Source organism: Streptomyces sp. NPDC040405, from assembly GCF_055595765.1.
The window spans coordinates 338,036-360,130 of record NZ_JBVIVI010000009.1 but is presented as its reverse complement, the minus strand read 5'-3'; the positions used below and the strand labels follow the sequence as shown (position 1 = coordinate 360,130).

At 72.1% G+C, this 22,095-nt stretch carries 19 protein-coding genes; 8 read left to right on the top strand and 11 right to left on the bottom strand.

Annotated features, from left to right (window positions below; genetic code table 11):
- Nucleotides 1–22: 22 nt before the first annotated feature.
- Entirely contained in the window at nt 23–934 is a 912-nt protein-coding gene (locus ACZ59A_RS33010; RefSeq protein ID WP_470966361.1) for a CPBP family glutamic-type intramembrane protease, read from the bottom strand.
- A 429-nt stretch (nt 935–1,363) separates the two neighbouring features.
- Here ACZ59A_RS33010 and ACZ59A_RS33005 point away from each other — a divergent pair, with 429 nt between their 5' ends.
- Nucleotides 1,364–2,851 carry an amino acid permease gene (locus ACZ59A_RS33005; protein ID WP_470966358.1) on the top strand — a complete coding sequence of 496 codons (1,488 nt, stop codon included), beginning with the start codon at nt 1,364–1,366 and terminating at the stop codon, nt 2,849–2,851.
- Nucleotides 2,852–2,912: 61 nt separating this feature from the next.
- Nucleotides 2,913–4,529, top strand: coding sequence for a GMC oxidoreductase (locus tag ACZ59A_RS33000; protein ID WP_470966356.1), 1,617 nt, complete (start codon nt 2,913–2,915; stop codon nt 4,527–4,529).
- Nucleotides 4,530–4,615: 86 nt separating this feature from the next.
- Here ACZ59A_RS33000 and ACZ59A_RS32995 read toward each other — a convergent pair whose 3' ends face one another.
- Nucleotides 4,616–4,843 (bottom strand): DUF5133 domain-containing protein, encoded by a 228-nt coding sequence (locus ACZ59A_RS32995; RefSeq protein ID WP_470966354.1) that lies wholly within the window; start codon nt 4,841–4,843, stop codon nt 4,616–4,618.
- Nucleotides 4,844–4,898: 55 nt separating this feature from the next.
- Complete coding sequence (locus ACZ59A_RS32990) at nt 4,899–6,374, bottom strand: MFS transporter (protein WP_470966351.1); 1,476 nt, start codon at nt 6,372–6,374, stop codon at nt 4,899–4,901.
- 137 nt (nt 6,375–6,511) lie between these two features.
- Here ACZ59A_RS32990 and ACZ59A_RS32985 point away from each other — a divergent pair, with 137 nt between their 5' ends.
- Complete coding sequence (locus ACZ59A_RS32985) at nt 6,512–7,705, top strand: cytochrome P450 (protein ID WP_470966349.1); 1,194 nt, start codon at nt 6,512–6,514, stop codon at nt 7,703–7,705.
- A 12-nt stretch (nt 7,706–7,717) separates the two neighbouring features.
- On the opposite strand, the gene alc is transcribed toward ACZ59A_RS32985, so the two are convergent.
- The 5 genes from alc to ACZ59A_RS32960 all read right to left on the bottom strand — a co-directional run bounded on the left by alc (nt 7,718) and on the right by ACZ59A_RS32960 (nt 14,059).
- Nucleotides 7,718–8,920, bottom strand: coding sequence for an allantoicase (gene alc / locus ACZ59A_RS32980; RefSeq protein ID WP_470966347.1), 1,203 nt, complete (start codon nt 8,918–8,920; stop codon nt 7,718–7,720).
- A 114-nt stretch (nt 8,921–9,034) separates the two neighbouring features.
- Nucleotides 9,035–10,813: a glyoxylate carboligase gene (gcl, locus tag ACZ59A_RS32975; protein WP_470966345.1), complete on the bottom strand. Its 1,779-nt coding sequence runs from the start codon at nt 10,811–10,813 to the stop codon at nt 9,035–9,037.
- A 26-nt stretch (nt 10,814–10,839) separates the two neighbouring features.
- Nucleotides 10,840–11,733 carry a 2-hydroxy-3-oxopropionate reductase gene (locus tag ACZ59A_RS32970; RefSeq protein ID WP_470966343.1) on the bottom strand — a complete coding sequence of 298 codons (894 nt, stop codon included), beginning with the start codon at nt 11,731–11,733 and terminating at the stop codon, nt 10,840–10,842.
- A gap of 49 nt (nt 11,734–11,782) precedes the next feature.
- Nucleotides 11,783–12,616: a hydroxypyruvate isomerase family protein gene (locus ACZ59A_RS32965; protein ID WP_470966340.1), complete on the bottom strand. Its 834-nt coding sequence runs from the start codon at nt 12,614–12,616 to the stop codon at nt 11,783–11,785.
- 57 nt (nt 12,617–12,673) lie between these two features.
- Nucleotides 12,674–14,059, bottom strand: a complete 1,386-nt coding sequence (locus ACZ59A_RS32960; RefSeq protein WP_470966338.1) for an NAD-dependent malic enzyme — start codon at nt 14,057–14,059, stop codon at nt 12,674–12,676.
- Nucleotides 14,060–14,482: 423 nt separating this feature from the next.
- Between ACZ59A_RS32960 and ACZ59A_RS32955 the strand changes: the two genes are divergently transcribed.
- Together ACZ59A_RS32955 and ACZ59A_RS32950 are read left to right on the top strand one after the other, a co-directional pair.
- A complete protein-coding gene (locus tag ACZ59A_RS32955; RefSeq protein ID WP_039936607.1) occupies nt 14,483–14,683 on the top strand; it encodes a DUF3311 domain-containing protein in 201 nt (66 codons plus the stop codon).
- Nucleotides 14,680–16,173: a sodium:solute symporter family protein gene (locus tag ACZ59A_RS32950; RefSeq protein ID WP_470966335.1), complete on the top strand. Its 1,494-nt coding sequence runs from the start codon at nt 14,680–14,682 to the stop codon at nt 16,171–16,173. Before ACZ59A_RS32955 ends, ACZ59A_RS32950 begins: the two co-directional genes overlap by 4 nt.
- Before the next feature lie 85 nt (nt 16,174–16,258).
- Here ACZ59A_RS32950 and rpsN read toward each other — a convergent pair whose 3' ends face one another.
- Both rpsN and rpmB read right to left on the bottom strand, forming a co-directional pair.
- Nucleotides 16,259–16,564 carry a 30S ribosomal protein S14 gene (gene rpsN, locus ACZ59A_RS32945; RefSeq protein WP_470966332.1) on the bottom strand — a complete coding sequence of 102 codons (306 nt, stop codon included), beginning with the start codon at nt 16,562–16,564 and terminating at the stop codon, nt 16,259–16,261.
- Nucleotides 16,564–16,800, bottom strand: a complete 237-nt coding sequence (gene rpmB, locus ACZ59A_RS32940) for a 50S ribosomal protein L28 (protein WP_470966330.1) — start codon at nt 16,798–16,800, stop codon at nt 16,564–16,566. Before rpmB ends, rpsN begins: the two co-directional genes overlap by 1 nt.
- A 186-nt stretch (nt 16,801–16,986) precedes the next feature.
- Here rpmB and crtI point away from each other — a divergent pair, with 186 nt between their 5' ends.
- The 3 genes from crtI to ACZ59A_RS32925 are packed head-to-tail and all read left to right on the top strand — an operon-like array spanning nt 16,987 to nt 20,533.
- Nucleotides 16,987–18,543 carry a phytoene desaturase family protein gene (gene crtI, locus ACZ59A_RS32935; protein WP_470966327.1) on the top strand — a complete coding sequence of 519 codons (1,557 nt, stop codon included), beginning with the start codon at nt 16,987–16,989 and terminating at the stop codon, nt 18,541–18,543.
- The gene (locus tag ACZ59A_RS32930; RefSeq protein ID WP_470966324.1) at nt 18,540–19,547 is read left to right on the top strand and encodes a phytoene/squalene synthase family protein; all 1,008 of its coding nucleotides are present in this window, start codon (nt 18,540–18,542) and stop codon (nt 19,545–19,547) included. Before crtI ends, ACZ59A_RS32930 begins: the two co-directional genes overlap by 4 nt.
- A complete protein-coding gene (locus ACZ59A_RS32925) occupies nt 19,544–20,533 on the top strand; it encodes a DUF5914 domain-containing protein (RefSeq protein ID WP_470966322.1) in 990 nt (329 codons plus the stop codon). The genes ACZ59A_RS32930 and ACZ59A_RS32925 overlap by 4 nt, the downstream gene beginning before the upstream one ends.
- Here the strand turns inward: ACZ59A_RS32925 and ACZ59A_RS32920 are convergent.
- Nucleotides 20,482–22,089, bottom strand: a complete 1,608-nt coding sequence (locus ACZ59A_RS32920; protein ID WP_470966544.1) for an FAD-dependent oxidoreductase — start codon at nt 22,087–22,089, stop codon at nt 20,482–20,484. The genes ACZ59A_RS32925 and ACZ59A_RS32920 overlap by 52 nt on opposite strands.
- Nucleotides 22,090–22,095 lie beyond the last annotated feature (6 nt).

The window sequence follows — 22,095 nt, the reverse complement described above, 5'->3', positions numbered from 1 at the left end:
ATACGGGTCCGGGAAGGGCCCGTCACCCCAATTCGGTCATGGCGGCGCGAGCCCAACTGCCCCTCCCGGCCCATCTGTAGAGCGCGAACCCGGCAGCGGCCACCAGAAGATACGCGGGCACCAGCAGCACCGCGTCCGGTGTCGTCGCCTCGACGGGCCAGCCCGTGTCGCGCCGCTCGCCGTCCAGCGCGACGCGGTTGACGGTCAGAAACGTCAGATGGGTGCCGATGGCGGCCCACAGGGGTGCCTGCCGCACCGCTGCCCTCGCCGCGACCAGCGTCAGCCCGAAGACGGTCAGCAGGATCAGGTAGTCCACCGGGTTCTGCCCGTCCGGCGCCCATCCGACCGGCCCCGGCGCCCCGCCGAGGAGCCGCGACGTCGCGGCTTCCACCACCGTCGAGGCCCCGGGCACCAGCAGGAACACTCCCGTCGTGCCGAGCGCCGCCACCGCGCCGCCGAACCGCTCCCGCAGCGAGGACCAGGCGTAGCCGCGCAGCGTCGTCTCCTCCGGAAGCGCTTCGAGCAGCAGCGCCACCACCGCGTTGGAGAGCAGGAACCGGGCGAGGACGAGGGGGTCGGCCGTGGACCACCGCAGCATGCCCGCCGCCGTCCCTGCCCCCAGGACCAGCGCGGCCGCCCCGGCCGTCACCCCCACCCCGGTCAGCAGGGCTCGCGCACTCGCCCGCGCCCCGCCGAACCCCAGCGACGCCGATGGTCGCCCCGCCCGCCGCATCAGCAGCCACACCACGGGTACGGCCACCGCGCTCACCAGCGCGGCCGCCACCAGCCGCCCCGTGAACCCCGCCGCTCCGACCGCCGCGCCCACCCCGGTCCCCACCCCCAGGGCCACGGCCATCACCAGCCCGCCGAGGAGGGCCCGGCCGAGGGCGAGGGCGGCCGTGGGGGCGGGCGGGGCAGGGTGAAGCCGGGGCATGGGGATCCTCAAGCGCTGCGTCGAGCCATGGACGATATCCCCGCCATCCTCATGCCCCGCGCCGCTCCGGGCCTCGTGATCGATGATGAAAGGCCGGTACATCCTTCGATGTATAAAGCGGCCGGGCGCGCGCCACTTTTGCCGAGTGCCGGTTCCCCGGAGTGAAGGGCTCGCTTTATTACATCTGTATGAAACCGGGGGGGTCGATGCGTGACGTCTGTCGATGGCCGGGGTCTGGCGTGACACCTAGATTCCACTGAACCGCAACCCACCCCACATCCGCCTTCACCGGGCTCCGGTCCTGCTCGGGACCCCCTTTTCGTGTCACCGATCGGGGACACGGCTCACTGCCGGTGACGCCCCTCGCGCCCCCACAGGGGTTCGTCCGTGGCGCCGGCCTCCCGCCGTCATGAAAGACGAGGAATGATCATGAGCGCCCAGAAGCCGATCACCACGGACGCCCGCGCCCCCGGTGGCGCCGACTCGCCGCCGGGGGGATCCCCGCCCGGGGGTACCGGCTCCGGCAGTGGCAACGGCAACGGCCTGCAGGCCGGACTGAAGAACCGTCATCTGTCGATGATCGCCATCGGCGGGGTGATCGGGGCCGGGCTGTTCGTCGGCTCCGGTGCGGGCATCGCCGCGGCGGGCCCCGCCATTCTGCTCTCGTACGCCCTGGTGGGCACCCTGGTCGTGCTGGTGATGCGGATGCTCGGCGAGATGGCCGCGGCCGATCCGGTCTCCGGTTCCTTCTCGTCGTACGCGGACCGGGCGCTCGGCCGCTGGGCGGGGTTCACGATCGGCTGGCTGTACTGGTTCTTCTGGGTCGTGGTGCTGGCGGTGGAGGCCACCGCGGGGGCGGCCATTCTCACCGGATGGGTGCCCGCGGTGCCGCAGTGGGCCTGGGCGCTCATCGTGATGGTGGTGCTGACCGCGACGAACCTGTTCTCCGTCGGCTCCTACGGGGAGTTCGAGTTCTGGTTCGCGGGCATCAAGGTGGTCGCGATCGCCGTGTTCATCGTGGTCGGCGGGCTGGCGGTGTTCGGTCTGCTGCCGGGTACTTCCGGCGGCGCGGTCGGAGCGACCAATCTGACCGGCCACGGTGGCTTCTTGCCGAACGGGCCCGGTGCCGTGCTCACCGGGGTGCTGATGGTCGTGTTCTCCTTCATGGGCAGTGAGATCGTCACGCTCGCGGCGGCGGAGTCCGCCAACCCGCGCAAGGCGGTCGCCCGCGCCACCAACAGTGTGATCTGGCGGATCGCGGTCTTCTACCTCGGTTCGATCGCCATCGTGGTGACGCTGCTGCCGTGGAATTCCCCCGAGGTGAAGAAGAGCCCGTACGTGGCCGTGCTGGACCACATCGGCATCGCCCACGCCGGTCAGCTGATGGACGTGATCGTGCTGACCGCCGTGCTCTCCTGTCTCAACTCCGGTCTGTACACGGCCTCCCGGATGGCGTTCTCGCTCGGCGGGCGCGGGGACGCGCCGAAGGCATTCAGCCGCACCACCGGGCGCGGTGTACCCGCCACGGCGATCCTCGCCTCGGTCGTCTTCGGTTTCGTCGCGGTCTTCTTCAACTACGCCTACCCCGACACCGTGTTCCAGTTCCTGCTGAACTCCTCCGGTGCGGTGGCGCTCTTCGTCTGGCTGGTGATCTGCTTCTCCCAGCTGCGGATGCGCCGCACCCTGGAGCGTGAGTCCCCCGAGCGGCTGACCGTGAAGATGTGGGCGTACCCGTATCTGACCTGGGTCACCATCGGCATGATCGTCTTCGTGGTGGGCTACATGTTCACCGATTCGACCGGCCGTGAGCAGATGATTCTGTCGCTGCTCGCCGCGGCCCTCGTGCTCGGTGTCGCCCTGGTCCGAGAGATGCGGCGCAAGCGGTCACCCGAGGCACTCGAAAAGGATCTGACGTAGCGTCAAAAGACCATGTGCGCGCAGGATGGGCGGAGTAGCTCATTCCGCCCATGATGCGGCCATGGAAGTAAAACTGACGCGTCGTCACTTTTTAGGGCTGGCGGCCCTCCAGGCGGCCGCCGCCCTCGGACTCAGGCGGATCGGCCTCACCCCGGCAGCCGCCGCCGAGAGCGCCGACTACGCCCCCGCCCTCGTCATCGGATCCGGCTACGGCGCGGCGGTCGCCGCGCTCCGGCTGGGCGAGGCGGGCATCCGGACCCTCGTCATCGAGATGGGGCGGCTGTGGGAGACACCGGCCCCGGGCGGGTCGGTGTTCTGCTCGATGACCGCCCCCGACCAGCGCTCCATGTGGTTCAAGCGCAGGACCGAGGCGCCGCTGTCCACGTTCCTGTGGCTGGACGTCATCAACAAGGACATCACCCCCTACCCCGGTGTTCTGGACCGTGTCCGGCACCCGAACATGTCCGTCTACGTCGGGCGCGGGGTCGGCGGCGGATCGCTGGTCAACGGCGGTATCGCGGTCACCCCGCCCCGCGCGTACTTCGAGGAGGTGCTGCCGGGCGTCGACGCGGACGCGATGTACGGGACGTACTTCCCCCGTGCCAACCGCATGCTCGGCACCGCCACCATCCCCTCCGACTGGTTCGAGACCACGGAGTGGTACCAGTACGCGCGGGTCGCCCGCGCCCAGGCGAGCGCGGCCGGGCTGAAGACCGTCTTCGTGCCCAGCGTCTACGACTTCGGCTACATGCGGCGCGAGGCCGCCGGGACCGCCACCAAGTCCGCGCTCGCCCAGGAGGTCATCTACGGCAACAACTACGGCAAGCGCAGCCTCGACAAGACCTACCTCGCGGCCGCCCTCGGCACCGGCAACGTCACCATCCACACCCTCAGCCGCGCCCGGGCGGTGCGGCGGGCGGCCGACGGGACGTACGTCGTCACCGTCGACCGCATCGACGAGACCGGCGCGGTCACCGCGACGGACGAGATCGGCTGCGGCGCCCTCTTCCTCGGCGCGGGCAGCCTCGGTACGACCGAACTCCTGCTGCGCGCCCGCGAGACCGGCACGCTGCCCGGGCTGAACGCGGAGATCGGCCGGGGCTGGGGCGGCAACGGCAATGTCATGCTGGGCCGCGCCAACCACATCTGGAACCCCACCGGGGCCCATCAGTCCACGATCCCGGTGACGGCCATCGACGACTGGTCCAACGCGGCCAATCCGGTCTTCGCCGAGATCGCCCCGCTGCCCGCCGGGACCGAGACCTGGGCCAGTCTCTACCTGGCGATCACCAAGAACCCCGAGCGCGGCACCTTCACCTACGACGCCGCCAAGGACGCCGCCGTACTGAACTGGACCGCGGCTCAGAGCGGACCGGCCATCGCCGCCGCGAAGTCCCTCTTCGACCGGGTCAACGCGGCCAACGTCACCATCTACCGCTACGACCTCTTCGGCGACACCCGTGCCTTCGCCGCCGACTTCTGCTACCACCCGCTGGGCGGCTGCGTACTGGGCCGCGCCACGGACACCTACGGCCGGGTGGCCGGTTACCCGCGGCTCTATGTGACCGACGGATCCCTCATCCCGGGCTCCATCGGCGTCAACCCCTTCGTGACGATCACGGCCCTGGCGGAACGCACCATGGCCCGCGTTCTCGCCGAGGTCCCCGTGGGCCGCTAGCGGCGGACCCACGCGACGCCGGGACGCTCCGTACCGCGCCCCGGCGCATCACCTCGGGCCTCATGCCCGGCGTCAGGTGCCCACCGTCAGCCGCTCAGCACGGAGTCGTCCTCGACGCGGGCGCCGGGGAGCTGGTGGCGGGCCGCGATCAGGGCGGTGTCCACGTCCCGGGTCCCGGTGGAGACGCACAGGGAGTAGGCCACGTCGTCCATCCGCTGCCGTACCTCCGGGCTGCCCACGTCGGCGTGCAGGGCGTGCAGGGTCTCGTACTGCTCGATGAGATTGCGCAACACGGCGGGGTGGGCCATCAGCATGGGGGCTCTCCTCGGGTGGTGTGACTGCCGGACAGCGGACTGGTCGGGCATCCGCCTACCCGGCACGCGACGCCTCATGCCCGGCCGTCGCGGTCGCGGCCGCCATGGCGGGCGCCGGGCGCTGCCGGGGGAGGAACGAGGCGAGGACGAAGGCGAGCAGGGCGGCCCCGGCGCCGACGGCCATGACCACCCGGAAGCCGTTCTGGGCCGGGAGTTCGACGGTGCCGAGCGTGAGAGTCATCTCCGCCAGGACGACGCCCGCCACCGCGCTGGATATCGAGGTGCCGATGGACCGCATCAGGGTGTTGAGGCTGTTGGCCGCGGCCGTCTCGGAGACCGGCACGGCCGCCATGACGAGCGCGGGCATGGCCCCGTAGGCGAGCCCGATTCCGGCGCCGATGACGCAGGACACGAGGACGAGGTGCCAGAGGGCGGACATCAGCGCGATGTTGAGGCCGTAACCGGCGGCGACCACGACGGCGCCGGCCATCAGCGTCACCTTGGGGCCCTGGTTCTTGGAGATGCGCGCGGACAGCGGCGCCATGGCCATCATCACCAGGCCCGACGGCGCCATCACCAGGCCGACGGTCAGCATCGACTCGCCGAGGCCGTAGCCGGTGGCCTTCGGCAGCTGGAGCAGCTGCGGCATCAGCAGGGACATCGCGAACATGGAGAAGCCGAACACCGCGGAGGCGAGGTTGGTGAGCAGCACCTGACGCCGTGCGGTGGTGCGCAGATCCACCAGCGGGCGCGCGGAGCGCAGCTCCCACCGGCCCCACAGCGCCAGCGTGACCGCGGAGGTGAGGAACAGCCCGCCGGTGAGCCCGCTGGTCCAGCCCCAGGTGGCGCCCTTGGAGATCGCCAGCAGCAGGCACACCAGCGCGACCGACAGACCGGCCGCCCCCGCCACGTCGAACCGTCCGCCGCTGCGCACCGCTGATTCCGGTACGAGCTTCGCCACCAGCGCCGTGGCGACCGCGCCGAGACCGGCCGCGGTCCAGAACAGCACATGCCAGTCGGCGCGTTCGGCCAGCAGCGCGGCGGCGGGCAGGCCGAGGGCGCCGCCGACCCCGAGCGAGGCGCTCATCAGCGCGGTCGCCGCGCCGAGCCGCTCCGCGGGCAGTTCGTCGCGCATGATGCTGATGCCGAGCGGTATGACCCCGGCCGCCAGGCCCTGCAGGGCCCGTCCGACGACCATGGGGGCCAGGGAGTCGCTGAGGGCGCCGACGGCCGAGCCGGTCACCAGCAGGCACAGGCTGATCAGCAGCATGCGCCGCTTGCCGTACATGTCTCCCAGCCGCCCCACCACCGGGGTCGCGACGGCGCCCGCCAGCAGGGTGGCGGTAATCGCCCAGGTGGCGTCCGCCGCCGAGGCGTCCAGGAGACGGGGGAGTTCGGGGATCAGCGGGATCACCAGGGTCTGCATCAGCGAGACCACGATCCCGGCGAAGGCCAGAACCGCCACGACGGTGTTCGCCCGCGGCGGCGGGCCGGAGACCCCGGCGGCGGGTCTGGGAGCGGCGTCGGGCATGGCGGGGCCTCCGTCTGGTGCTTCGGGCAAAATTAAATCAGCTGGTTGACTTAAGATACCGGATCAGGTTGCCTGATCACCGGATGACGCCCGAATCGGAGGAGAAGGTGCGAGACACAGCAGAGGGAGAAACAGGCATGACGCTTGCGGAGTTTCCGATGGCCAGGGCGGCGGGCTGCCCGTTCGACCCGCCGCCCGCCCTGCGGGAGACGACGGAGGAAGGGTCACTCGCGAAGGTCCGCCTGTGGGACGGCAGCACACCGTGGCTGGTGACCCGGCACGCCGACCAGCGGGCCCTGCTGGGCGACCCGAGGGTCAGCGCCGACGTCACCCGGCCCGGATATCCGAGTCAGGCGCCGCTGCCCAAGGGCGGCACCGCCATCAGCTTCATCCTGATGGACGACCCCGAACACGCCCGGCTCCGGCGCATGGTCACGGCACCGTTCGCCATCAAGCGGGTGGCGGCGATGCGCCCGGCCGTGCAGAAGATCGTGGACGACCTCATCGACGAGCTGCTGGCCGGTCCCACGCCGGTCGACCTGGTGCGGGCGTTCGCCCTGCCGGTCCCGTCGCTGGTGATCTGCGAGCTGCTCGGAGTGCCGTACGCCGACCACGACTTCTTCCAGGACAACAGCCAGGTCCTCATCAACCGTGAGGTGGCCCCCGAGCGGCGGACGGCCGCCCACGGAGCGCTGCTCGGCTATCTGGACGACCTGATGCGCGAGAAGATCGCCCACCCCGTGGACGATCTGCTGTCCGGGCTGGCCAGGCGGGTCACGGCGGGCGAGATGACCCGCGAGGAGGCGGCCCAGATGGGCGTGCTGCTCCTGCTCGCGGGCCACGAGACCACCGCGAACATGATCGCGCTGGGCACCCTCGCCCTGCTGGAGAACCCCGGCCAGCTCGCCCTGCTGCGTGAGAGCGACGATCCGAAGCTGGTCGCCTCCGCGGTGGAGGAGCTGCTGCGCTACCTCAACATCACGCACAGCGGGCGGCGCCGGGTGGCGCTGGCGGACATCGAGGTCGGGGGCCGGGTCATCCGGGCCGGTGAGGGGATCATCCTGGCCAACGACATCGCCAACCGCGACCCGGAGGTCTTCCCGGACCCCGACCGGCTGGACATCCGGCGGGACGCCCGCCGCCACGTGGCCTTCGGCTTCGGGGTGCACCAGTGCCTGGGCCAGCCGCTGGCCCGGATGGAGCTTCAGGTCGTCTACAGCACGCTCTACCGCCGCATCCCCACCCTCCGGCTGGCCACCGGTCTGGAGAAGATCCCGTTCAAGCACGACGGATCGGTCTACGGCGTCTACGAACTGCCCGTGGCCTGGTGAACCCGCCCCGGATCAGGCCGGGTTCACGCCCAGGAGGCTGCGTACCCGCCCGGCGATGAGCGGGTCGGCGCCCTCCAGCGCCTTGTGCAGCCCGGCCGCGTCGGAGAACGGCCGGGCTGCCGCGAGGTCCCGCGCCCGGTCCGCCGGGGCGCCACACTCGGCGGTGAGGACGGCCGCCGCCTGCGTCGCGGGCAGCAGATCGAACCAGCGCAGCCCGAGCGCGGCGAGGCCGTCCGGGGTGGGGCTGCCGGAGAGCCGGAGGCGGGCCAGGCCGCCGTCGGGGTGGATGTCCAGCCGGATGTGGGTGACCGGCTGGGTGGTGGTGACCCGGAAGCGGTGCGGGGTGTCGCGCTGGAGCCGGGTGCGCGGCAGCAGGTCGAACCACGCGTCGGGGGAGTCCAGATCCCCGGCGGTGGCGTCGATGCCCTGCAGCCGGGCCGAGCCGGGGGAGTTGCCGATGAAGTACGAGGTGTCGATCGTCGCGTGGGTGATGCGCCCGCGTGCGGCGAGCTGCGCGACGATCCAGTCGTTGCCGTCGTCGCGGCGCCGGCTGGTCTCCCAGCCGTCGCCCATGACCCTGGGCAGCCCGGGGGCCAGGACGTTGTTGGGCGAGGAGTAGAAACGGTTGCTGGCGTCGACGACCTGCCCGCCGTTCTCCACGGCGGCCAGGTCGAAGGACGTGGTGGTGAGGAACCGCGGGTCCGGCACCACCTGTCCGTGGACGCGCAGCCGGGCCACCCCGCCGTCGGGGTGGATGTTCAGCCGGACATGGGTGAAGCGCTGCTCCACGTCCACGGCGAAGTGGTGCTCGCTGTCGCCGCGCAGGGCGCTCTTCGGGACGATGGTCACCCATGTGGCGCCGGCGATGGCCTCGGGCGTGGGATGGCCCTCGACCGCACACGCCTCGACCGAGCAGTGTTCGGGGTAATTGCCGGTGAAGTGGGCCGTGTCCACGACGACGCCGTGGACCACACCGGGGGTGCCGAGACGGACGATCGCCCAGTCGTGGTCCCCGTCCTCGAACTCGGGACGACGGCGCCGGGTCTCCCAGCCATCCATGATCTGGCCCTTGTGGCCGAAGGTGTGGGCCTGGAAGACCGGTGCCGCGGGGCGCAGCAGGTTCTCCTTCTCGGCGAAGAACTCGTCGTTGGCCGCGATGACACCGCCGCCGAGCGCACGGGCCGCGAGGTCGGGCAGAAGGGTGAAGTCCGTCATATCTCTCCTCGGCTGGGGAGCCGTTGCCTTGAGACCTCCCGGCGGCGCGGCTTCGACCGCGTGGATCACGCCGCCGGGAGGAGCTGTGGGGTGCCGGGCGGTGCTGCCCGGGGGTCATCCGAGGGCGGTGCGGACCGCCGTGGGAGCGTGCTCGGGGCTGGTGGCCAGCTCCTCGAACTCGTTGACGTTGTCGAGTTCGGTGCCCATGGACACGTTGGTGACGCGCTCCAGGATGATCTCGACGATGACCGGGACCCGGAATTCGGCCATGAGCTTCTTGGCCTCTTCCAGCGCGGGCGCGATGCGGTCGGGTTCGAAGACCCGGATGGCCTTGCAGCCGAGCCCCTCGGCGACCTTAACGTGGTCGACGCCGTAGCCGCCGACCTCGGGCGCGTTGACGTTGTCGAAGGAGAGCTGGACGCAGTAGTCCATGTCGAAACCGCGCTGCGCCTGGCGGATCAGCCCCAGGTAGGCGTTGTTGACGACGACATGGAGGTAGGGGATCTGGAACTGGGCCCCGACGGCGAGTTCCTCGATCATGAACTGGAAGTCGTAGTCGCCGGAGAGGGCGACGACGGGGGAGTCCGGGTCGGCGGTCGCCACGCCCAGCGCGGCCGGGACGGTCCAGCCCAGCGGCCCGGCCTGACCGGCGTTGATCCAGTGCCGGGGGCGGTAGACGTGCAGCATCTGGGCGGCCTGGATCTGGGAGAGGCCGATCGTGGAGACATAGCGGGTGTCCTGCCCGAACGCCCTGTTCATCTCCTCGTAGACCCGCTGCGGCTTCACCGGCACCTGGTCGAAGTGGGTCTTGCGCAGCATCGAGCCCTTGCGCCGACGGCAGCTGTCGGCCCAGTCGGCACGGTCATGGAGCTTTCCGGCCGCCTTGAGTTCCCTGGCGGCCTCGACGAACAGCTCCAGCGCGGCCCGGGCGTCGGAGACGATCCCGTAGTCGGGCGCGAACACCCGGCCGATCTGGGTGGGCTCGATGTCGACGTGGACGAACGTACGGTCCTTGGTGTACGTGTCGACGCCACCGGTGTGGCGGTTGGCCCAGCGGTTGCCGATGCCGAGGACGAAGTCCGACTCCAGCAGGGTGGCGTTGCCGTAGCGGTGGGAGGTCTGGAGGCCGACCATGCCCGCCATCAGCGGGTGGTCGTCCGGGATGGTGCCCCAGCCCATCAGGGTGGGCACGACCGGCACCCCGGTCAGCTCCGCGAACTCCACCAGCAGATCGGCCGCGTCGGCGTTGATGATGCCGCCACCGGCGACCAGCAGCGGCCGCTGGGCGGCCTGGAGCATGCCGATCGCCTTGTCGATCTGCGCCCGGGTCGCGGCGGGCTTGTGGATCGGCAGCGGCTCGTACGTGTCCGGGTCGAACTCGATCTCGGCCATCTGGACGTCGATGGGCAGGTCGATCAGGACCGGCCCGGGGCGGCCGGACCGCATCAGGTGGAACGCCTGCTGGAACGCGCCCGGCACCTGGGCGGGCTCCAGCACGGTCATGGCCATCTTGGTCAGCGGCGCCGCGATCGAGGCGATGTCGACCGCCTGGAAGTCCTCCTTGTGCAGCTTGGACACGGCCGCCTGGCCGGTGATGCACAGGATCGGGATCGAGTCGGCGCTCGCCGAGTACAGACCGGTGATCATGTCGGTGCCCGCGGGGCCGCTGGTGCCCACGCAGACTCCGATGTTCCCGGCCTTGGCCCGGGTGTAGCCCTCGGCCATGTGCGAGGCGCCCTCGACATGCCGGGCCAGGACGTGGTTGAGGCCGCCGTTGCTGCGCATCGCGGCGTAGAAGGGGTTGATCGCCGCGCCGGGGAGGCCGAAGAGGTGAGTAGCGCCCTCACGTTTCAGGATCTCGACCGCCGCCTGAGCCGCTGTCATACGCGCCATGGGGTTCTCCTGTGGTTCCGGGGGATTCAGTGGTTGTCGCGGCCGGCCAGGCGCTCGACGCCGCGCAGCAGTGCGGAGTGGTCCAGGCCGCCGTCGCCGCACGCGCGGGCGGAGGCCACCAGCTGGGCGACGACGGAGCCGACGGGCAGCGGTGCGCCGACCGCCCGGGCGGCGTCGGTGACGATGCCCATGTCCTTGTGGTGCAGGTCGATGCGGAAGCCGGGCTGGAACGAACGGCTCAGCACCGCGTCCTTCTTGCGGGCCAGCACGGTCGACCCGGCCAGGCCGCCGCCCAGGACATCCAGCGCCGCCTTGAGGTCCACCCCGGCGTTCTCCAGGAACACCACGGCCTCGGCCAGGGCCTCGAGGTGGATGGCCACCATCAGCTGGTTGGCGGCCTTGACCGTCTGCCCGGCGCCGTGCGGGCCGACGTGCACGATGGTGGTGCCCAGCGCCTCGAACACCGGCCCCGCCTCGGCGAAGTCGTCCGTCTCGCCGCCGACCATGATGGACAGCACGGCCTCGATCGCCCCGGCCTCGCCGCCGGAGACCGGGGCGTCCAGCGTGCGGATGCCCTTCTCCTTCGCGGCAGCCTCGACCTCCAGGGACGTCTGCGGGGTGATGCTGCTCATGTCGATCAACAGGGCGCCCGACGCGGCGTTCGCCAGGACGCCGCCCTCGCCGAGGACGACCTCCTTCACCTGCGGGTCGGCCGGGACCATGGTGATGACGACCTCGGCGTCGCGCACCGCCTCCGCGATGCTGTCCGCGCCCTTGCCACCGGCCGCGACGAGCGTGTCGACGGCGGCGCGGCTGCGGTTGTAGCCGGTGACGGTGTGCCCGGCCTTGACCAGGTTGGCGGCCATCGGGCCGCCCATGATGCCCAGGCCGATGAAGGCGATCTTCCGATGCGTGGTCATTCTGTCCTCCTTGTTTTTGGGGCGCGGTTCGCCGGTTCCGTAAGCGGGGTCAGGCGTGGCTGGTGCTGCCGCGCCGCTCGCGCGGGAGCCAGTCGAAGCTGTCGACGGTCGGGCCCTGGGCCTTGTACTCCAGGCCCACCCAGCCGTCGTAGCCCGACGCCTCGATCGCGGCGAGCAGCCCGTCGAGGTCCAGCCCGCCGCTGCCCGGCGCGCCCCGGCCGGGCGCGTCCGCGATCTGCACATGGCCGATGGTTTCGGCGTGGTCGGCGATCACACCGGCCACGTCGTCGCCGTTCACGGCCAGGTGGTAGAGGTCGGCGAGGAAGCGCACATTGCGGGCGCCGGACGCGCGCTCCACCCGGTCGATGACGCCGAGCGTGTCCGCCGCGGTGAGCAGCGGGTACGCGGGGGCGCCGCTGACCGGCTCCACCAGGACCACGCCGCCGACGCGCTGCGCCGCCTCGGCCGCCAGCGCCAGGTTCTCGGCGCCCAGGGCGTCCTGCTCCGCCGGGTCGGCTCCCTCGACGCGGTTGCCGTACAGGGCGTTGAATGCGCGGCAGCCGAGCTGTTCGCCGATCGCCACGGTCACGTCGATGTTGTCGCGGAACTCCTTGCTGCGGGCGGGCCAGGACACCAGGCCGCGGTCGCCGCCCGGCATGTCCCCGGCGAAGAAGTTCAGCCCGGTCAGCTGGACCCCGGCGTCGCGCACCGCCCCGACGAAGGCGTCGACGTCCTTGTCCTCCGGCACCGCCACGCTGTGGGGCCACCAGAACTCGACCGCGTCGAACCCGGCGGCCTTCGCCGCGGCCGGGCGCTCCAGCAGCGGCAGCTCGGTGAAGAGGATCGACAGGTTGACCGTGTACGGGAGACGGTGGGCGCTCATTTCTCACATCCCGGGAAGTGGTTTTACGGATCGGATTTCGTACGGGGAGGGAACAGGTCAGGCGGTGCGGCTCGCGTCCCGGACCGCCGCGGCGACCGCGGGCGCGACCTCCGGGTCGAAGACGCTGGGGACGATGTGTCCGGCGTGCAGCGCGTCGGCCGCCACCGTGTCGGCGATGGCGCGGGCCGCGGCGATGAGCATCGCGTCGGAGATCTCGTGGGCGCCCGCGTCGAGGAGTCCGCGGAAGATTCCGGGGAAGGCCAGGACGTTGTTGATCTGGTTGGGGTAGTCGCTGCGGCCGGTCGCGACGACGGTGGCGTAGCGCCGCGCCTGGACCGGATCGACCTCGGGGTCGGGGTTGGCCAGGGCGAAGACGATCGCGTCGTCCGCCATCGCCGCCACGTCCGCTCCGTCGAGGATGTCGGGCGCGGACACGCCGATGAAGACATCGGCGCCGCGCAGGGCGTCCGCCACGCTGCCGGAGCGGTTTCCGGCGTTGGTCTGCTCCGCGAGCCGACGGCGGGAGGCGTCCAGACCGTCCCGGTCGCGGTGGATGACACCGACCCGGTCGCAGGCCACGATGTCACCGGCGCCCTCGGCGGTCAGCAGCCGGATGATGGCGGTCCCCGCGGCGCCCACCCCGCTCACCACGATCGTCGTGTCGGCGAGCTTCTTGCCGACCACGCGCAGGGCGTTGGTGAGGGCGGCGAGGACGACGACGGCCGTACCGTGCTGGTCGTCGTGGAAGACCGGGATGTCCAGCTTCTCGCGCAGCCGCCGTTCGATCTCGAAGCAGCGCGGTGCGGAGATGTCCTCGAGGTTGACGCCTCCGTACACCGGGGCGATCAGCTCCACGGCCCGGACGATCTCGTCGGTGTCCTGGGTGTCCAGGCACACCGGCCACGCGTCCACGTCGGCGAACCGCTTGAACAGGGCGGCCTTGCCCTCCATGACGGGGAGGGCCGCCGCGGGACCGAGATTGCCCAGACCGAGCACGGCCGATCCGTCGGTCACGACCGCGACCGTATTGCGCTTCACGGTGAGGCGCCGGGCCTCCTCCGGGTCGTCGGCGATGGCCCGGCAGACGCGCGCGACACCGGGGGTGTAGGCGCGGGAGAGGTCGTCGCGGTGGCGCAGCTCGACCCGGGGGGTGACCTCCAGCTTGCCGCCGATGTGCATGAGGAACGTGGCGTCGCCGACCGTGCGCACGGCCACCCCGTCGAGCGCCGCGACGGCGTCGGCGATCACCTGGATGTGGTCACTGTCGACGGCGTCGCAGGTGAGCTCGACCAGGATGTGGTCGGGGCCGGTCTCGACGACGTCGAGCGCGGTGAGCACGCCCCCGGCGTCGCCCACCGCCGTGGCCAGCCGCCGGGTGGAGGTGGCGTCGGCGGGGGCTTCCGCACGCAGGGTGAGGGCGAATCCGGGACTCGGGGTGGGCATGGGGCTGACCTCGCACGGTGGGGGCGCCTCTGGAACGCCGGGCTGCTACGTCCACTGCATCGTAACTTCCACGATGCGGATAACTGTTTTTGCTTAGTGGAATAACAACTCTTGTGGTGCGTCGGCGTCAAGCCCCTGGCGGCGGTTGATGCCGATGGGTCCCACTTCAACAAAATGTTTGATCAAGCCGCTGCGTGTGAGGCGTTGACATGGCTTCGCGGCCGACCTATACATCTCCCAGGTTGAAAAAAGTTTTCCGCGAAGTGGAATGGCCTGGATCGAGGAGAGGTGCCCACCCCCTCCTCATGGGCCGAGCCGTCCCCCGGTGGCATCGCCCCGGCGGGACCGTCCCACGCTCGTGTCATCCCCAGAGGAGCCCCGCCCCGTCTGTGGAGTGCTGGCCCGCCCCAGGAGGTTCAAGACGTGAAACCCATCCATCTGCTCGGCGCGATCCCGTTTCTCGGGATCCTCGGGGGGATCTTCTTCGTGAACCGGGTGACGCCCTATGTCCTCGGCATGCCGTTCATCCTCTTCTGGCTGGTCCTGTGGGTCGTCCTGATCTCGGCGACCATGGCCGTCATCTACCGGCTCGACCCCGCCAACCGTGAGGAGGACGCCGCGTGATCGCCCTCGGCATCATCTTCGTCTTCCTCGCCGCCTCGCTCCTGCTGGGCCTGCGCGCCCGCCGCGGCCGGGACATGGACCTCGAGCAGTGGTCGGTCGGTGGCCGCGGCTTCGGAACGATCTTCGTCTTCCTGCTGCTGGCCGGTGAGATCTACACGACCTTCACCTTCCTCGGCGCCTCGGGCTGGGCGTACGGCAAGGGCGCCCCGGCGTACTACATCCTCTGTTACGCCTCACTCGCCTATGTGCTGTCCTACTGGCTGCTCCCGGCCGTGTGGCGGTACGCCAAACAGCACCGGCTCATCTCGCAGTCCGACTTCTTCGTCGCCAAGTTCGAAAGCCCGCTGCTCGGCGCGCTCGTGGCCCTGGTCGGCGTCATCGCGATGGTGCCGTACCTGGTGCTGCAGCTGAAGGGGCTCGGGATCATCGTGTCCGTCTCCTCCGACGGCAAGATCCCCTCGCACTGGGCCATCCTGATCGGCACCGTCGCGCTGACCGTGTACGTCACCATCTCGGGCATCCACGGCTCGGCGTGGACGGCCGTCATGAAGGACGTCGCCATCCTCGCGGTCGTCCTGATCCTGGGCATCTACCTGCCGATCCACTACTTCGGCGGCTTCGAGGACATGTTCCAGGCGGTCGACAAGGCCCATCCGGACTTCATCACGCTGCCCACCAGCGGCATGAGCACCTCGTGGTTCTCCTCCACCGTGCTGCTCTCCGCGCTGGGCTTCTACATGTGGCCGCACACCTTCAGTGCCTCCTACACTGCCCAGAACGAACGTGTCTTCCGCCGCAACGCCATCTTCATGCCGCTCTACCAGCTCATCCTGCTCTTCGTCTTCTTCGCCGGCTTCGCGGCCATCCTCGTCGTACCGGGCCTCAAGGGCGCCGACGCCGACCTCTCGCTGCTGCGCATCACCACCGCCACGTTCCCGTCGTGGTTCGTGGGCATAGTCGGCGGCGCGGGACTGCTCACCGCGCTGGTCCCCGGATCGCTGCTCCTCATGACGTCCGCGACCTGCCTGGCGAAGAACGTCTACCGCCTCGCCCGCCCGCAGAGCACCGACCGCCAGGTGACCCGCCTGGCGCAGTGGCTGGTCCCCACCCTCGCGCTGGTCTCCCTGTACTTCACCTTCAACGGCGGCGACTCGATCGTGTCCCTGCTGCTGATGGGCTACGCCCTGGTGACCCAGCTCTTCCCCGCCCTGCTCTCGAGCCTGAGTGCGCGGCGGTTCGTCACCAAGCAGGGGGCCGCCGCGGGCATCGTCGTCGGTGTGGTCACGGTCGCCGTCGTCACCCTCTCCGGTGTCACGGTCGGCAGTCTGATGCCGGCTCTTCCGCAGGCCATCAAGGACCTGAACGTGGGTGTCATCGCCCTGGTCCTCAACACCGTGGTGATGCTGGCCGTTTCCGCCGCCACCCGCACCGCGGAACGTCCGGACCCCGCGCCCCGGATCCAGCCCGAAGCCACGGCCGGGGCAGGCTGACCCACCCCGCACATCACGCCACCACCCCCGGCCCGGCCGGGGGTGGTGGCGTATTTCGTGACCTTCGTGCGCCGCGCGGGCGCGGTCACCAGCTGCTCTTGGTCACCCCGGGAAGCTCGCCCGCGTGCGCCATCTGTCGCATCCGGACGCGGGAGAGGCCGAAGGCGCGCAGATGGCCGCGGGGGCGGCCGTCGACGGAGTCGCGGTTGCGTACGCGCGTGGCGCTGGCGTCGCGCGGCTGGCGGCGCAGCTCCCGCTCGGCGGCGAGGCGTTCCTCCTCCGGGGTGTGGGGAGCGGCGATGAGCGCCTTCAGCTGGGCGCGGCGCTCGGCGTAACGGACGACGATCGCGCGCCGTTGCTCATTCTTGGCGATCTTGCTCTGCTTCGCCATCAGACCTTCCCTCCCCGGGCGCGGATGCGGGTCACGGCGGCTTCGATGCCGATGCTGTCGACGGTCTTGACGGCCCTGGCGCTGAGGGTGAGCCGGACGTGGCGCCCCTCGCTGGGCAGCCAGTACCGCTTGCGCTGGATGTTGGGGTCGAACCGGCGCTTGGTGCGGCGGTGGGAGTGGGAGACATGGTTGCCGAAGCCGGGCTGTCGGCCGGTGAGTTGGCAGTGGGCGGACATGGGGCCTCTCCGGTCGTCCTGGTGGTGTTCTGGGATGTGAGCTCCACCGTAGCAGTTAAATGAAAATGATAACCAAAAGCGTGTCGGGGGTCGGTCCGGCAGGGCGCGGCTCACGCACGGTCGAATTCGTTCGGCCGTACGGCCCCTCGCGCGGGTGCCCGGCCCGGACGTCAGAAGACTGAAACCATGCGCCTCGTCCCCGGGCCCACGAGCCACGTCGTGGTCGTCGGCGCGGGCCTGTCCGGGCTCGCCGCCACCCTGCACCTGCTCGGCGCCGGGCGCCGGGTGACCCTCGTGGAAAGCGCCACCCGGCCCGGCGGCCGGGCCGGGTGCCTGGAGCGGGGCGGGTACCGCTTCGACACCGGCCCCACCGTGCTCACCATGCCGGGCCTGCTGGCCGAGCCGCTGGCCGCCGTGGGGGAGGAGGTGTCCGACCGGCTCGACCTGATCCCGTTGCACCCCGCCTACCGGGCCCGGTTCGCCGACGGCAGCAGCCTCGACGTCCACACCGGTGCGGACGCCATGGAGGAGTCCGTACGCGCCTTCGCCGGACCGCGCGAAGCGGCCGGATACCGGCGGCTGCGGGCCTGGCTGGAGGCACTCCACCGCGCCCAGATGTCCCGCTTCATCGACGCCAACTTCGACTCGCCGCTCCAGCTGCTCCACCCCGACCTGGCCCGGCTGGCAGCGCTCGGCGGCTTCGGACGGCTCGACCCCGGCATCGGCCGTTTCCTCCGGGACGAGCGGCTGCGCCGCGTGTTCACCTTCCAGGCCCTCTACGCGGGCGTGCCACCGGCCCGCGCCCTGGCCGCGTACGCCGTCATCGCCTACATGGACACCGTCGCGGGCGTGTACTTCCCCCGCGGCGGCATGCACGCCGTGCCCCGCGCGCTGGCCGCCGCGGCCGCCGACGCCGGTGCCGACCTGCGCTACGGCCAGCGGGTCACCGGGCTGGAGCGGCGGGCCGGGCGGGTCACCGCCGTCGTCACCACGCACGGCCGCGTTCCCTGCGACGCCGTCGTCCTCAGCTGCGAGCTGACGGAGGCGTACCGGCTGCTGGGCCGCGCCCCGCGCCGCCCGCTGCGCCACCGGCGCTCACCCTCGGCCGTCGTCCTGCACACCGGCACCGACCGCACCTGGCCGCAACTGGCCCACCACACCCTCTCCTTCGGCGCCGCCTGGCGCGCCACGTTCGAGGAACTGACCGTATCCGGGCGGCCGATGAGCGACCCCTCGCTGCTCATCACCCGGCCCACCACCCACGACCCCGCCCTCGCCCCGCCCGGCCGCCACGTCCACTACATCCTCGCGCCCTGCCCCAACACCGACATCGGGCCCGGCGCCGCCGAATGGCACACCCTCGGCCCGCGCTACCGGGACCACGTCCTCACCGAACTGGAGCGCCGCGGCCTGGCCGGGCTCGGCGCGGCCATCGAACAGGAATGCCTGGTCACCCCGGCCGACTGGACCGCCCAAGGGCACGCCGCGGGCAGTCCGTTCTCGCTCGCCCACACCTTCGGCCAGACCGGACCGTTCCGCCCGGCCAACCTCGTCCGCGGAACGGAGAACGTGGTGCTGGCGGGCTGCGGCACCACCCCCGGGGTGGGCGTCCCGACCGTGCTGATCTCCGGAAAGCTGGCCGCCGCCCGCATCACCGGCCCCGCCCGCCCCGGTCCCCGCCACGTCCACCCCGACCCCCGCCGCACCCGGCCGCGGGTCCTCCATCGGCAAGGACTCCCATGACCCGACACGAACTCGACGCCGCCGGTATCCACGACCCGGCGCTGCGCACCGACTACCTGCGGTGCAGACAGCTCAACGCCCGCCACGGCAGGACGTACTTCCTGGCCACCCGGCTCCTGCCCGCCGCCCGGCGCCCCGCCGTGCACGCGCTCTACGGCTTCGCCCGCTGGGCCGACGACATCGTGGACGACCTCGAAGGCTCCGGCGGCAGCGCGCCACGCGAAGCCTGCCTGGACCGGTTGGCCGACGAGCTGTCCCGGGCCCTGCGCACCGGCCGCAGCGACGAGCCGGTCGTCCGCGCGCTCGCGCACACCGCCGCCGTCCACCGCATCGACCACCGGCACTTCACCGACTTCATGGCCTCGATGCGGGCCGACCTGACCGTCACCGACTACCCCACGTTCGCGCAGCTGCGCCACTACACCCACGGTTCGGCCGCGGTGATCGGCCTTCAGATGCTGCCCGTGCTCGGCCACGTCGTGCCCCGCGAGGACGCCGAGCCGCACGCGGCGGCGCTCGGCGTCGCCTTCCAGCTCACCAACTTCCTGCGGGACGTGGGGGAGGACCTGGACCGCGGCCGGATCTACCTGCCCGCCGACCTGCTGGCCGCCCACGGAGTGGACCGGGCACGCCTGCGGTGGAGCCGCCGCACCGGGCGGCTGGACCGGCACATCACCGCCGCGCTGCGCGACTTCGCTGCCCTGACCCGCGGCTACTACCGCCGGGCGCTGCCCGGCATCGCCATGCTCGACCCGGTGGCCCGGCCCTGCATCCGTACCGCGTACGTGCTCTACGGAGGCATCGTCACCGCCGTCGAACGCGACGGCTACGCGGTGCTGCACCGGCGGTCGGCGGTGCGGCGGCGGGTACGGGCCGCGGTCGCCCTCGACGGGCTGGTCCGGGTCGGTGCCGCCCGGCTGCTGGCCGCCCGCGCCGACCGTGCCGTACGTAAGCCACCCACCGCCCCGCCAGGCGGGCCGCTCCCCGTCGAGGAGGCCGCATGACGCCACCCGCACCCGGCCGTCTTCCGCTGTCCCTGCGCCGCCGCGGTGTCCGCTGGGACCGGCAGCGGCCCACCTGGCGGGAGGCGAGCCCCGCCCTGATCGCCGCGGCCCTGAAGCGGGCGCGGGACCGGCCGTCGGGCAACTGGTACGTGCTCGGCGCGTCCGCCGCCGTCGCCCCCAGCCGCCCCTTCGGCCGGACCGTCGCCGGTACCGAGGTGGTGGCCTGGCGGGACGAGGGCGGACGGCTCCTCGCCGGACCCGGCGCGTGCCCGCACCTCGGGGCGCCGCTGAAGGACGCGGTGGTCAGCCGCGGCACCCTCGTCTGCCACTGGCACGGCCTCGCCCTGTGCGGGGACGCCACCGCGGGCTGGTCCCCGCTGCCCGCCCACGACGACGGCGTCCTCGCCTGGGTACGGCTCGACGCGGCCGGTGGCGAGGAGCCGCTGCCCCGCCCGGTGCTGCCGCCCCGCCCGGTGGCCGGGGCCACGGTCGCCGCCGTCCACGACGTCACCGGCACCTGCGAACCGGCCGATGTCGTCGCCAACCGCCTCGACCCGTGGCACGGCGGATGGCTCCACCCGTACTCCTTCGTCGATCTCACCGTCGAGGAGCCGGACGGCGAGGACGCTCTCGCCGTCCGGGTGTCCTTCAAGGTGGCCGGTCGTGTGGTCGTCCCCGTCCGGGCCGTCTTCTCCGCGCCCGGACCCCGCACCGTCGTCATGCGCATCACCGACGGCGAGGGCCGCGGCTCCGTCGTGGAAACCCACGCCACCCCGCTGGCCTCCGACCCCCGCGGCCGCCCCCGTACCGCCGTCATCGAGGCGGTTCTCGCCACCTCCGACCGCCCCGGCTTCGCCGTCGCCCGCGCGGCCGCGCCCCTGCTGCGCCCGCTGATGCGCGCGGCCGCCGGTCGCCTGTGGCGCGACGACCTCGCCTACGCCGAACGCCGCTGGGCCCTGCGGGAGGCGGGCCGCTTTCCGGGCTGACCGGTGGCGGGCACGGCGGGGTGTCCGGTGAGTGCCCCCGCCAGCCGGTGCACCCCGCGCAGCACGGCCGTGCGGCCGTGGCGGGGGACCGTCCACAGCCGCTGGCCGCGCACGCCCCAGCGGGCGAGCAGCGCGTTGGCGGCCAGGAAGCCGCTGGTGGCCGCCCGTTCCATCAGGGCGACCGGCAGATCGGTGCGGACCAGGTCCCCGGCCAGCACCACCGCCGGGTCGGGCGTGCGCACCGCGGGCCGGTCGCGGTAGCCGCCGACGGGGAAGGCCGGGCAGTCGGCGCGCCACTCGTGGCGGACGTCGACCACCTCGGCATCCCGGGTCTCGGGGTAGACCCGGGCCAGCTCCTGCCGCAACCGGCGCTCCACGGCGACCCGTTCGGCGGCCGGGTCCACGGCGTACGCGTGCAGCTCCAGTACCGATCCGCCGGTGGCCGCGGCCCATCGGGCGGCTTCGCCCTCCCACCGGGACACGACGCTGACGTTGTCGAGCGGGCCGTAGCCGCTCGTGCCGAGGAAACCCGGGCGGCCGGGGTCCGTGGGGGTGCCCAGCCACAGGCGGGAGACCAGGAACGGCGGCGCGGTCCGCAGGGCCGCGATCCGCTCCCGCCACGGCGGGCCGCCCAGGCCGGGGGAGTTCGCGACCAGCCCGCGCAGGCCCGCCGCGTCCAGGGCGAGCACCACCCCGTCGTACGCCTCCCCGTCCACCGCCACCCGCCCGCCGCCCAGCGGCCGCACCGACTCCACGGCGGCGCCCAGCCGCAGCCGTGTGCCATGGCCCTCCAGATAGCGCCGCAGCGGATCCCACAGCGCGTACGGGAACGGCTCGCGCACCACGTCGAACAGCAGCCCCTCGCTCGACCCGAGGAAGTAGATGTGGAACATCACCGCCAGCTCGGCCGCCGACAGCTCGCCCGGATCCACGAAGAAGCTGCGGGAAAACACGTCGAACGCCAGGTGCCGGGCCGCCGCCGGGAAGCGGACCGCGTCCAGGAACTCCGCCGCGCTCAGCGCGTCCAGCCGCTCGTGGATCCGCGGCAGTCGTACGTCGAACAGCGGCAGCGCGGCCACCGGGTCCATGGCCGCCAGCTCCCGCCAGCCGAACGACGGGCTGCGCGCCACGAAGCCGAGCGCGGACCACGGCGGGGTGCGCGGGACGCCCGCGAAGCCGTCCCGCAGGCCCGAGCTGTGCCACAGCGGATAGTCCGGCAGCCCGGTGAGCATGCTCAGGGCGGGGTCGATCCGCCGCAGCAGCCCCCGCAGGTTGTAGTACTGCCGGAAGAAGGCGTGGAAACCGCGGCACATCGTCGCCGCCGACCCGTCCGCGAGCGTCGTCGGCCACCCGGCCAGCCGTCCGCCGAGCACCGTGGCGCGTTCGTACAGCACCACCGCGACCCCGCGCTCGGCCAGCCCGGTCGCCGCCGCGAGCCCCGCGATCCCGCCGCCCACCACCGCGACCCGCGGCGCACACCCGGCCGCGACCCGGGCCCGGCCCGCCGCCACCGGCAGCATCTCGGCCCGCCGGTCCCGCCCGCGCCGGGCCGCCATCGTGGG